Genomic DNA, 12,166 nt, shown 5'->3' with positions numbered 1-12,166 from the left:
CCGTGTCGCAAACCGCGTCAGTCTGGTTCGTGCTACTGGTCGCGCTGATCGCGGCCAACCTGCCATTCGTCAACGAACGCGTACTTGCCCTGGTGCCGCTGCGGTCGCGCAGCAAGCCACTTGCCATGCGCCTGGCGGAACTGGTGTTCCTGTATTTCGTGGCGGGCGGGGTCGGGTTGCTGTTCGAGCGGCGCGTTGGGCAGATCGCCCCGCAGGGCTGGGAGTTCTATGCGGTAACAGGGGCGCTGTTCCTGGTGCTCGCGTTCCCCGGCTTCACCTGGCGCTACCTGCTCAAACACCGGAGAGCCAGCCATGCCTGAATCGCACCTGAGAGAAGAGGCCACGGCCAGCGAGTTGTTGGTCAAGGGCAACTTCCTGCATGCCAGGCGCGACACTGTTCGCCTGCCCGACGGCCACAGCGCCACGCGCGAATACGTCGTTCATCCGGGCGCGGTCGTCGTGGTGCCGCTGCTCGACGATGGGCGCGTGGTGCTCGAGCGGCAGTTCCGCTACCCGGTCGGTCACGTCATGACGGAATTCCCGGCGGGCAAGCTCGATGCGGGGGAAGACCCGTTGCTTTGCGGCCAGCGCGAACTGCTCGAGGAAACCGGCTACCGTGCGCGCGAGTGGGCCCATGCCGGCGCGATGCACCTTGCGGTGGCCTATTCGACCGAGATCATTCATGTGTACTTTGCGCGTGGCCTGGAGCTTGGTGCGCGCCAGCTTGACCACGGCGAATTTCTCGACGTCTTCACGGCGACGCCCGACGAACTGCTCGACTGGTGCCGGAACGGCACCGTCACCGATGCCAAGACCCTGACCTGCACGCTCTGGCTTCAGAACGTCCTGTCGGGCACGTGGACACTCGACTGGCACCCTGCCGCCCCCGCAGACGCGGCCTGATAATCGGCGCATGAAGGTTCTCAACCTCCAATGCGCGCACGGCCACGGCTTCGAAGGCTGGTTTGCGTCCAACGATGCGTTCGAAACGCAGTTGGCCGACGGTCTTGTCGCGTGCCCGGTCTGCAGCGACACCCACGTCACCAAGCTGCTGAGCGCGCCGCGCCTCAATCTTGGCAATGCCAAGCCGCCCGAAGCGGCACCGTCCCAGCCGCCGGCCGGCACGTCGCTGGAGGCGCGCTGGCTGCGTGCCGTGCGCGAGGTGATGGCCCAGACCGAAGATGTCGGCGACCGTTTTGCCGACGAGGCGCGCAGGATTCACTACGGCGAAGCGGCCGAGCGTGGCATCCGCGGCCAGGCGACGCGCGAGCAGGCCGAGGCGCTGGTCGATGAAGGCATTGCGGTGATGCCGTTGCCGGTGCCGGCCGCCCTCAAGGAAACGCTGCAGTAGCTGACGACGGTCGGCTTCTGCGCAAATCCGGCAACACGGGTCAAGCCGCGAACTGCAGCGCGGCCAGGCGGGCGTACACGCCGCCCTGCGCGACCAGCGCCGCGTGCGTGCCCTGTTCCACGATGCCGCCATGGTCCAGCACGATGATGCGGTTGGCTTTTTGGACCGTGGCCAGGCGGTGCGCAATCACGAGCGTCGTGCGGCCTTCCATCGCCGATTCGAGCGCTGCCTGCACCATGCGTTCGCTCTCGGCGTCGAGTGCGCTGGTGGCTTCGTCGAGCAGCAGCAGCGGGGGGTTCTTGAGCATGGCTCGCGCGATCGCGATGCGCTGGCGCTGGCCACCGGACAAACGCACGCCGCGCTCACCCAGAAAAGTGCCGTAGCCCTCGGGCAATGCCTTGAGGAAGTCGTCCGCAAAGGCAGCGCGCGCCGCTTCGTGCACCTCTGCATCGGTCGCTTCGGGCCGGCCATAGCGGATGTTCTCGAGCGCACTGGTCGAAAAGATCACCGCATCCTGCGGCACCAGCCCGATGCGGTTGCGCAATTGCTCGAGCGACAGGCTGGCCAGCGGGGTGCCGTCCAGCAGGATGCGGCCCGACTGCGGGTCGTAGTAGCGCAGCAGCAGTTGGAACACCGTGCTCTTGCCGGCGCCGCTGGAGCCGACCAGTGCAACTGTCTCGCCAGGCGCGACCTGCAGGCTGAAATCGCGCAGCGCAGGCGTCAGTGGCCGCGACGGATAGTGGAATGTGATCGCTTCAAGATGGATGGCGCTGCCGGCAGGCGGAACGGACGCAGCCGCCGGATTGGATGGCGAAACAATGGCCGACTGCGCGTGCAGCAGCTCCATCAGCCGCTCGGTGGCCCCGGCCGCCCGCAGCAGATCGCCGTAGACCTCGCCGAGCACTGCGGCGGCGCTCGCGAGGATGATCACGTAGACCACGGTCTGGCCGAGGTGGCCGGCCGTGATGTCGCCCCGCAGCACCGCCTGCGTGCCCTGGTACAGGCCCCAGAGCAGGGCGGCTGAAGTCGCGATGATGATGAAAGCCACGAGCACCGAACGGGCCTTGGTGCGCCGCACCGCGGTCTGGAATGCCTGCTGCGTCGATGCATCGAAACGCGCCGATTCACGCCCTTCGGCGGTGTAGCTTTGCACCACCGGGATCGCGTTGAGTACCTCGGCAGCGATGGCGCTCGAATCGGCCACGCGATCCTGGCTGGCGCGCGAGAGTTTGCGCACGCGGCGGCCGAACCACATGCTCGGCAGCACCACCAGCACCAGGATCAGCAGCACCTGGGTCATCACGTACGGGTTTGTCCACACCAGCATGGCCAGTGCGCCGACGCCCATCACCGCGTTGCGAAGCCCCATGCTGAGCGACGAGCCGACCACGGTTTGCACCAGCGTGGTGTCGGCCGTCAGGCGCGACAGCACCTCGCCCGTCTGGGTGGTTTCGAAGAAGGCCGGGCTCTGCCGCAGGACGTGCGCATAGACCGCATTGCGCAGGTTGGCGGTGACGCGTTCGCCCAGCCAGCTCACGGTGTAGAAGCGCGCCGCTGAAAAAAGGCCCAGCGCCACTGCCACGCCGAACAGCGCGAGGAAATGCTCCCGCAACGCCATGGTCTGCGCGCCCTTGTCGGTCGACACGAGCCCGCCGTCGATCAGGCTGCGCAACGCCAGTGGAAAGAGCAGGGTGGTGACCGCGGCCAGCACCAGGAACAGTGCGGCCAGCGCGATCTGAAGACGGTAGGGGCGAAGAAAGGGGCTCAGCCCTGAAAGCGATTGGGGCGAACCCTTCGCAGGAGAAGAAGACGCAGCGGTATCGGCCATTTGCGTCCATTCTACTTAACGGTTGCCTCCTACAAAGGTCGCCTTGACAATTACTGCCTGGGCAATTAATATTTGGCCCATGACAGATAGCAATGCGCGCCCCCCCAGCCGGCGCAGCGCCGAAGACGCCAAGTCCGTGCCGGACTTCTACCAGGCCGAGAATTACCGTGCCGAAGAGAGCGTGGGCTACATGATGCGACGCATCCTCGCTGCGGTGAGCCAGCAGGTTGAGCTGCAGATGTTGTGCGAACCCGGCAGCCCGACCTACCCGCAGTGGATCCCCCTGCACAAGCTGCAGATGGGCACGGCGACCACCGTTGCGGAACTCGCGCGCGAATGCCTGCTCGACACCGGTGCGATGACGCGATTGCTCGATCGTCTCGAAGCCAAGGGTCTTTGCCGCCGCGTGCGGTCCCTGGCCGACCGGCGGGTGGTGAACATCGAGCTGACCGACGAAGGGCGCACGGCCGCCGAACAGGTGCCACATCTGCTCTGCCGCGTGCAGAACGAGCACCTTGCGGGCTTCAGCCGCGAGGAGTGGGAGCAGTTCAAGAGCTACCTGCACCGCATTCTCGACAACGCACAGGCCTTGCAGGCCCGTGGAGAAAAAAATGACGCTTCCTCTTCCTGATCTTGCTGATTTTTCCTTGGTGCGCCGTGGCACTGCCGTGGCAGTAGGCGCTCTCGCGCTGCTGCTGGCCGGTTGCGCCGACATGGGCCACATCGGCTCGCAGGCGCAGATGCGCGACGCGGCTTCGCTCGGCCTTACGGCCGACCCGGCTGCCACGCCTGCGAGCGCGGTCGACAGCCAATGGTGGCTGGCCTTCGGCGACAGCCAGCTCAACGGCCTGATCGACCAGGCGGTGCAGGGCAATCCGAACCTGCAGGTGGCGCAAGCCCGCCTCGCGCGGGCACGGGCTTCGAGCGATATCGCCGCGGCGGCCGACAAGCCGCAGCTCAACGGTTCGCTCGATCTCACGCGGCAGAAGTTCAGCGAGAACTACATCTACCCATCGCCGCTCGGTGGCTCCATTCAGGAGACCGGTACGCTGCAGCTCAACGGCAGCTGGGAGATCGATTTCTTCGGCAAGAACCGCTCGGCGCTCGACGCTGCGCTCGGCACTGCCAACGCGGCCGCCGCCGATGCAGATGCGGCGCGCGTGCTGCTGGCCAGCAACGTGGCGCGCGGCTACCTTCAATGGGCCCGACTCGACGACCAGCTCGCCGTGGCCCAGCGCACGCTGGCGCAGCGCGACGAAACCCTGCGCCTGGTTCGCGACCGCGTCTCGGCTGGCCTCGACACGCGGCTCGAACTGCGCCAGAGCGAGGGCGGCCTGCCGGAAGCGCGGCAGCAGATCGAAGCACTGGACGAACAGATCGCAATCGCCCGGCATGCGCTCGACGCGCTGGTCGGCCAGCCGGACGCAAGCGCCAAGCTCAAGCCGCCGGTGCTTACCATGCTGCAACCGATCGCGCTGCAATCCGTCCTGCCGGCCGACCTGCTGGGTCGCCGCGCCGACATTGCAGCCGCGCGCTGGCGCGTCGAGGCAGCCACGCAGGACGTGGCCAATGCCCGAACCCAGTTCTATCCGAACATCAACCTGGTGGCCTTCGCTGGCTTCCAGGCGATCGGTTTCGACACCCTGTTGAAGTCGGGCAGCCAGCAGTGGGGCATTGGCCCCGCGATCCGGTTGCCGATTTTCGAAGGCGGCAAGCTGCGCGCCAATCTGCGCGGCAAGTCGGCCGATCTCGATGCCGCGATCCAGAGCTACAACGCCAGCGTGCTCGACGCCGTGCGCGACGTGGCCGACCAGGTCGCGTCGGCCCAGTCGATCGGCCGCCAACAGGCGCAGCAGCGCGAAGCGCAGGCCGCGGCCGAGAGCGCCTGGGACATCGCCCGCCAGCGCTACAGCGCCGGCCTCGGCAACTACCTCAACGTGCTGAGCGCCGAGACCACGGTGCTGGCGCAACGACGCCAGGCAGTCGACCTGGCCGCACGCGCGCTCGACACACAGGTCGGCCTCGCGCGCGCACTCGGTGGCGGCTGGCAGCCGACCCCGGGTTCGACCAGCACCGCCGCACTCGATGCGCCCAGGCCGCATTGATCACATCGCCACCTCATTCGGAAAGCAAACAAACCATGACCGATACCGTCAATCCCGGCGCCCCCGTCGCGCAAGCCGAAGTTGTTGAACCGGCACCGAACGGCAAGCGCCGCAAGGCCCTGACCGCACTCGCGGCCGTCGTGATCGTCGCCGGTGGCGGCTGGGGTCTTTACGAGTGGCTGGTTGCCAGCCACTACGAGGACACCGACAACGCTTACGTGCAGGGCAACGTGATCCAGATCACGCCGCAGATCGGTGGCACGGTGATGGCCATCGGCGCCGACGACACCGACTTCGTCAAGGCCGGCCAACCCCTGGTGCAACTCGATCCGGCCGACGCCAAGGTTGCGTTCGAACAATCCGAGGCCGCGCTTGCGCAGGCGGTGCGCCAGGTGCGCACGCTCTATGCCAACAACGGCTCGCTGGCGGCCCAGGTCACGTTGAAGCAGGCCGACATCGTGCGCGCCCAGAGCGATATCGCCCGTGCCCAGGACGACCTGAAGCGCCGCCAAGCGCTCACCGGCAACGGCGCCGTGTCGAAAGAAGAATTGAGCCATTCCGAAACCGCACTGTCCAATGCCCGGAGCCAGCTGGCCGCGGCACAGGCCGGCGTGGCGGCCGCGCGCGAGCAACTGGTGAGCAACCAGTCGCTGACCGAGGGCACCAGTATTGCCGAGCACCCGAGCGTGCAGGCGGCCGCCGCCAAGGTGCGCGAGGCCTATCTCGCGACCCAGCGCGTCGCGATGCCGGCGCCCGTGGATGGCTACGTCGCCAAGCGCACCGTCCAGCTCGGCCAGCGCGTCACCGCCGGCACGCCGATGATGTCGATCGTGCCGCTCAACCAGCTCTGGGTCGATGCCAATTTCAAGGAAGTGCAACTGCGCAACATCCGCATCGGCCAGCCGGTCAAACTCACGGCCGACCTGTATGGCAAGAAGGTGGAGTACGACGGCAAGGTCGCCGGCCTCGGCATCGGCACCGGCGCCGCATTCGCGCTGCTGCCTGCACAGAACGCCACCGGCAACTGGATCAAGGTGGTGCAGCGCGTGCCGGTGCGCATCGCGCTGGATGCCGAGCAGCTCAAGGCCAGTCCGTTGCGCGTCGGCCTGTCGATGGACGCCGAGATCGACGTCAAGAAGAAGGACGGCAAGATGCTTGCCGACGCACCGCGCGCGAGCGCGCTGACGCAGACCGCGGTCTACAGCACGCTCGACCACGGCGCCGACGCCGTGGTGAACGGCATCATCGCCGCAAACCTCAGCGGCGCGACTCCCGTTGCCAAGCGACCGGCCAGCCCGACGGCACCGGCCACCGGCCCCGGCGCGGCGGCCACGCCCCCGCTGGCGAGCGGTTCGCCTTCGGCTGCCGTGGCCATGTCCACCCACCGCAGCTGACCTGAGGCCGCAGCCTTTCCATGGCCACTGCCGCTCCTGCCCATATCGTCCACGCGCCGCTCGAAGGCGCAGCGCGCGTGTGGGGCACCGTCGCGCTTTCTGCGGCGACCTTCATGAACGTGCTCGACACGTCGATCGCGAACGTGTCGCTGCCCGCGATCTCCGGTGACCTCGGCGTCAGTTCGACGCAAGGCACCTGGGTCATCACGAGTTTCGCGGTCGCAAACGCGATCGCCGTGCCGCTCACCGGCTTCATGACGCAACGCTTCGGGCAGGTGCGCCTGTTCATGGCGAGCGTGATCCTGTTCATGATCACTTCGCTCCTGTGCGGCCTCGCGCCGAACATGACGACACTGATCCTGTTCCGCGCGCTGCAGGGCTTCGTGGCCGGACCCATGATCCCGCTGTCGCAGACGCTGCTGCTGTCGAGCTATCCACGCGCCAAGGCCGGGCTCGCCATGGCCATGTGGTCGATGACCACGCTGGTCGCACCGGTCATGGGGCCGCTGCTGGGTGGCTGGATCACCGACAACATCTCGTGGCCTTGGATCTTCTACATCAACATCCCGGTCGGCATCGTCGCCGCCGCGATCACCTGGGCGCTCTATCGCAAGCGCGACAGCGCCAAGCACAAGGTGCCGATCGATTCCATCGGCCTCGCGTTGCTGGTGCTCTGGGTCGGCTCGCTGCAGCTCATGCTCGATAAGGGCAAGGAACTCGACTGGTTCCATTCGGCGCAGATCCTCACGCTCGCCGTGGTGGCGGTGGTCGCCTTCGCGTTTTTCCTGATCTGGGAGCTCACCGAAAAACACCCGGTGGTGGATCTTTCTCTGTTCAAGCGTCGCAACTTCTGGTCGGGCGCGTTCGCGACCGCCGTGGCCTATGGCCTGTTCTTCGGCAACGTGGTGATTCTGCCGCTGTGGCTGCAGCAGTGGATGGGCTACACCGCGACGCAGGCCGGCATGATCATGGCGCCGGTGGGGCTGTTGGCGATCTTCTTCTCGCCGATCGTCGGCCTCACGGTGGGCAAGATCGACCCGCGCCGCTACGCGACGTTCTCGTTCCTGGTGTTCGCGCTGGTGCTGTGGATGCGCTCCAGCTTCAACACCCAGGCCGACTTCTGGACGATCATGATTCCGACCGTGATCCAGGGCATAGCGATGGCGTTCTTCTTCATCCCGTTGGTGACGATCACGCTGTCGGGGCTCACGCCCGACCGCATCCCGGCGGCCTCGGGCCTGTCGAATTTCCTGCGCATCACCGCGGGTGCCATGGGCACCTCGATCGCCACCACGCTCTGGGAGAACCGCGCGGCGCTGCACCATGCGCAGCTGGTGGAGTCGGTCAACACGGGCAGCGCGGCGGCCAACAGCGCCATTGCCGGACTCGGCAGCAGCGGGCTCAGTGCCGAACAGGTGCTGGGGCAACTCAATCGACTGGTCGACCAGCAAGCGTTCATGCTGGCCTCCAACGATCTGTTCTACGGTTCGGCACTGCTGTTCATCCTGTTGATTCCACTGGTCTGGCTGGCGCGGCCCGCGAAAGGTGGGGCAGGCGGCGATGCTGCAGCCGGCGCGCACTGAACGCGCCAAGGTTGCAGTGCAGCATAGGCATTTGCCCCAGTAGGAAGGGTATCGGGGGGCGCCTAACATCCGTCCGCGTTCAATCAGGGCGCGCACAGACGAACTGCATGACCGACACTTCCTGCCAGAAACCCGGCGACCGCGCGAGATGAGCGACATCATTCTCGAAACACGCCAGCTCACCAAGGAATTCAAGGGCTTCACTGCGGTCAGCAAGGTCGATCTGGCGGTTCAGCGCGGTTCGATCCATGCGCTGATCGGTCCCAACGGTGCAGGCAAGACAACCTGCTTCAACCTGCTCACCAAGTTTCTCGAGCCGACCTCCGGCACGATCCTGTTCAACGGGCAGGACATCACCAGCGAGCGTCCGGCGCAGATCGCGCGGCGCGGCATCATCCGCTCGTTCCAGATCTCGGCGGTGTTTCCGCATCTGACCTTGCTTGAGAACGTGCGGCTCGGATTGCAGCGCGCACTCGGTACCTCGTACCACTTCTGGAAGAGCGAAAAGTCGCTCAAGCCGCTCGATGCGCGTGCGCGCGAGCTGCTGGCCGAAGTCGGCCTTGAAGACCTCGCCGACGAGCAGACCGTGAACCTGCCCTACGGCCGCAAGCGCGCGCTCGAGATCGCCACCACGCTGGCCATGGAGCCCGAGCTGATGCTGCTCGACGAGCCCACGCAGGGCATGGGCCATGAAGACGTGCACCGCGTGGCCGAACTCATCAAGCGCGTTTCAGCCGGTCGCACCATCCTGATGGTGGAGCACAACATGAGCGTGGTGTCGACCATCGCCGACACCATCACGGTGCTGCAACGCGGCGCGGTACTGGCCGAGGGGCCGTACGAGCAGGTGTCGAACAACCCGCTGGTGATGGAGGCCTACATGGGCACCACCGACGGCCAGTTGCAGGGAGCACATTGATGGCTGTCCCCGCGCTCGAAATCAAGGACTTGCACGCCTGGTACGGCGAGTCGCACGTGCTGCATGGCGTCGACATGGTCGTGCAGCCGGGCGAAGTCGTCACGCTGCTGGGCCGAAACGGGGCAGGGCGCACCACCACGATGCGGGCGGTGCTCGGCCTCACCGGCAGCCGCAAGGGCAGCATCAAGGTGCACGGCACCGAAACCATCGGCATGGCGACGCACCGCATCGCGCACCTCGGCATCGGCTACTGCCCCGAAGAGCGCGGCATTTTTGCGAGCCTCTCGGCCGAAGAAAACCTGATGCTGCCGCCCGCACTCAAGGGCCCCGACAAGGGCATGTCGGTCGACGAGATCTACGCCATGTTTCCCAACCTGGCCGAGCGCCGCAACAGCCAGGGCACCCGACTGTCGGGCGGCGAGCAGCAGATGCTTGCGGTCGCGCGCATCCTGCGCACCGGCGCCAGGCTGCTGCTGCTCGACGAGATCTCCGAAGGCCTTGCGCCCGTGATCGTGCAGGCGCTGGCCCGCATGATTCACACGTTGCGCAACAAGGGCTACACCATCGTGATGGTCGAGCAGAACTTCCGCTTCGCAGCGCCGCTGGCCGACCGCTTCTACGTGATGGAGCACGGTCGCATGGTCGAGGCCTTCGCCGCGAAAGACCTGGAAGCCAAGATGCCTGTGCTCAGCGAGCTGCTCGGCGTCTAGCGCCGCGCGCCACCCCCGTTTTCCCCGTTGAATCGTCAACCCACCCCAGGAGACATCATGCAAACACAACTCAAAGCCATCGCCCTCGTGCTCGCGGCCGCAGGCCTTGCCAGCCACGCGGTGCAGGCGCAAGAAAAGGTCGTCATCGGCTACATCAGCGACCTCTCGGGCCTCTACGGCGACCTGGAAGGCAAGGGCGGCCAGACCGCCATCCAGATGGCGATCGACGACATGGGTGGCAAGGTGCTCGGCCAGCCGGTCGAGATCCTGAGCGTCGACCATCAGAACAAGCCCGACATCGCCGCTTCGAAGGCGCGCGAGTGGATCGACACCGCAGGCGCGACGATGATCTTTGCCGGCACCAACTCGGGCGTGGCGCTGGCCACGGCCAAGGTGGCGCAGGAGAAGAAGCGCGTGTTCTTCACCAACGGCGCGGCCACCTCGGCGCTGACCAACGCGCAGTGCAGTCCCTACACCGTGCACTACGCCTACGACACCGTCGCGTTGGCCAAGAGCACCGGCGGTGCGGTGGTCGATACCGGCGGCAAGAGCTGGTTCTTCCTGACGGCCGACTACGCCTTCGGCCACGCGCTCGAAGCCGACACCACCAAGGTGGTCAAGGCCAAGGGCGGCAACGTGGTGGGCGGCGTCAAGGCGCCGCTCAATGCGTCGGACTTCTCGTCCTTCCTGCTGCAGGCGCAGAACTCCAAGGCGCAGGTGCTGGGCCTGGCCAATGCCGGCGGCGACTTCATCAACTCGATGAAGGCCTCCAAGGAATTCGGCATCGACAAGACCATGAAGATCGCCGGCCTGCTGGTGTTCCTGACCGACGTGAAGAGCCTCGGCCTGCAAGCCACCCAGGGCCTGCTGCACACCACCAGCTGGTATTGGGACGCCGACGACGAATCGCGCAAGTGGGCCGCCCGCTACGAGGCCAAGACCAAGAACAAGCCGACCGACATCCAGGCTGCCGACTACTCGGCCACCATGGCCTACCTGAAGGCGGTCGAGGCCGTGAAGTCGACCGACGCCGACAAGGTGATGGCGCAACTCAAGAAAACGCCGATCAACGACTTCTATGCCAAGGGCGTGATCCGTGCCGACGGCCGCATGGTGCACGACATGCTGTTGGCCGAAGTGAAGAAGCCGTCGGAATCCAAAGGCCCGTGGGATCTGCTGAAGATCATCAAGAAGGTGCCGGGCGATCAGGTCTACACCACCAAGGAAGAGAGCACCTGCGCTCTCTGGAAGTAGCTGTTGCTCGCCCCCCAGTCTTCGCGCACTGCGTGTCGCTTCGCCAACCCCCCTGACCGGGGGGCGGGCCGGCCGCTTCGGGCGGCCGTGCGCTGCGGCCCCTGCGCGAAGTCTTTGTTGCCTTTCTGAACTTCGTTTCCACGATGAACATTTCAATGCCCGCCTTGTTGAGCCAGCTCCTGTTGGGGCTGGTCAACGGGTCGTTCTACGCGATCCTGAGCCTCGGGCTGGCGGTGATCTTCGGCTTGCTCAACGTCATCAACTTCGCGCACGGCGCGCTGTTCATGATGGGGGCGATCCTGTCGTGGATGGCGATGAACTACTTCAACGTCAACTACTGGGTGATGCTGGCAGTGGCGCCGCTGATCGTGGGCGTGTTCGGCGTCCTGATCGAGCGGTTGCTGCTGCGCTGGATCTACAAGCTCGACCATCTCTACGGCCTGTTGCTCACGCTCGGCCTGACGCTGCTGATCGAGGGCGGCTTCCGTTCCGTCTATGGTGTCTCCGGCCTGGCCTACAGCACGCCCGAGGCGCTCAGCGGCGGCACCAACCTGGGCTTCATGTTCCTGCCGAACTACCGCGCCTGGGTGGTCGTGGCGTCGCTGGTCGTCTGCTTCGCCACCTGGTATGCGATCGAGAAAACGCGCCTGGGCGCCTACCTGCGCGCCGGCACCGAGAACCCGCGGCTGGTCGAGGCCTTCGGCATCAACGTGCCGCTGATGGTGACGCTGACCTACGGCTTCGGCGTTGCGCTGGCCGCGTTCGCCGGTGTGCTTGCCGCGCCGGTGATCCAGATTTCGCCACTGATGGGGCAGAACCTCATCATCATCGTCTTCGCGGTGGTCGTGATCGGCGGCATGGGCTCGATCATGGGCGCCATCCTGACCGGGCTCGGCCTCGGCGTGATCGAGGGCCTCACCAAGGTGTTCTATCCCGAGGCTTCGTCCACGGTGGTCTTTGCCATCATGGTGGTGGTGCTCCTGCTTCGCCCCGCTGGCCTGTTCGGTAGCGAGAAGTGAAGT

At 66.0% G+C, this 12,166-nt stretch carries 12 protein-coding genes; 11 read left to right on the top strand and 1 reads right to left on the bottom strand.

Going from position 1 to position 12,166, the window contains the following annotated elements:
* Positions 1-2 precede the first annotated feature (2 nt).
* The 3 genes from QTI05_RS24840 to QTI05_RS24830 are packed head-to-tail and all read left to right on the top strand — an operon-like array spanning position 3 to position 1,351.
* Positions 3-320, top strand: coding sequence for a DUF2818 family protein (locus QTI05_RS24840; RefSeq protein WP_286621050.1), 318 nt, complete (start codon positions 3-5; stop codon positions 318-320).
* Positions 313-903 carry an NUDIX domain-containing protein gene (locus QTI05_RS24835; protein ID WP_286547218.1) on the top strand — a complete coding sequence of 197 codons (591 nt, stop codon included), beginning with the start codon at positions 313-315 and terminating at the stop codon, positions 901-903. The genes QTI05_RS24840 and QTI05_RS24835 overlap by 8 nt, the downstream gene beginning before the upstream one ends.
* 10 nt (positions 904-913) lie before the next feature.
* Entirely contained in the window at positions 914-1,351 is a 438-nt protein-coding gene (locus QTI05_RS24830) for a DUF1178 family protein (protein ID WP_286621049.1), read from the top strand.
* Between the two features lie 40 nt (positions 1,352-1,391).
* Here QTI05_RS24830 and QTI05_RS24825 read toward each other — a convergent pair whose 3' ends face one another.
* Positions 1,392-3,179, bottom strand: coding sequence for an ABC transporter transmembrane domain-containing protein (locus tag QTI05_RS24825; RefSeq protein WP_286621047.1), 1,788 nt, complete (start codon positions 3,177-3,179; stop codon positions 1,392-1,394).
* 79 nt (positions 3,180-3,258) lie between these two features.
* Between QTI05_RS24825 and QTI05_RS24820 the strand changes: the two genes are divergently transcribed.
* From QTI05_RS24820 to QTI05_RS24785, 8 genes are all read left to right on the top strand, one after another.
* Entirely contained in the window at positions 3,259-3,810 is a 552-nt protein-coding gene (locus QTI05_RS24820) for a MarR family winged helix-turn-helix transcriptional regulator (RefSeq protein ID WP_286547212.1), read from the top strand.
* Positions 3,791-5,284 (top strand): efflux transporter outer membrane subunit, encoded by a 1,494-nt coding sequence (locus QTI05_RS24815; RefSeq protein WP_286621045.1) that lies wholly within the window; start codon positions 3,791-3,793, stop codon positions 5,282-5,284. Before QTI05_RS24820 ends, QTI05_RS24815 begins: the two co-directional genes overlap by 20 nt.
* Before the next feature lie 35 nt (positions 5,285-5,319).
* Positions 5,320-6,678, top strand: a complete 1,359-nt coding sequence (locus QTI05_RS24810) for an HlyD family secretion protein (protein ID WP_286621044.1) — start codon at positions 5,320-5,322, stop codon at positions 6,676-6,678.
* A 20-nt stretch (positions 6,679-6,698) separates the two neighbouring features.
* Positions 6,699-8,261 carry a DHA2 family efflux MFS transporter permease subunit gene (locus QTI05_RS24805; protein WP_286547209.1) on the top strand — a complete coding sequence of 521 codons (1,563 nt, stop codon included), beginning with the start codon at positions 6,699-6,701 and terminating at the stop codon, positions 8,259-8,261.
* A gap of 148 nt (positions 8,262-8,409) precedes the next feature.
* Positions 8,410-9,180 (top strand): ABC transporter ATP-binding protein, encoded by a 771-nt coding sequence (locus QTI05_RS24800; RefSeq protein ID WP_286547208.1) that lies wholly within the window; start codon positions 8,410-8,412, stop codon positions 9,178-9,180.
* The gene (locus QTI05_RS24795; protein WP_286621043.1) at positions 9,180-9,890 is read left to right on the top strand and encodes an ABC transporter ATP-binding protein; all 711 of its coding nucleotides are present in this window, start codon (positions 9,180-9,182) and stop codon (positions 9,888-9,890) included. The genes QTI05_RS24800 and QTI05_RS24795 overlap by 1 nt, the downstream gene beginning before the upstream one ends.
* Positions 9,891-9,947: 57 nt before the next feature.
* Positions 9,948-11,144, top strand: coding sequence for an ABC transporter substrate-binding protein (locus QTI05_RS24790; RefSeq protein ID WP_286547204.1), 1,197 nt, complete (start codon positions 9,948-9,950; stop codon positions 11,142-11,144).
* Positions 11,145-11,287: 143 nt separating this feature from the next.
* Positions 11,288-12,163, top strand: coding sequence for a branched-chain amino acid ABC transporter permease (locus QTI05_RS24785; protein WP_286547203.1), 876 nt, complete (start codon positions 11,288-11,290; stop codon positions 12,161-12,163).
* The last annotated feature ends 3 nt before the right edge of the window (positions 12,164-12,166 follow it).

Origin of the sequence: Variovorax fucosicus (assembly GCF_030316825.1) — a bacterium.
In the GTDB taxonomy this organism is placed as follows: domain Bacteria; phylum Pseudomonadota; class Gammaproteobacteria; order Burkholderiales; family Burkholderiaceae_C; genus Variovorax; species Variovorax fucosicus.
Note: the sequence above shows the minus strand (reverse complement) of the source record. Positions and strands in the feature narration are given on the sequence as shown.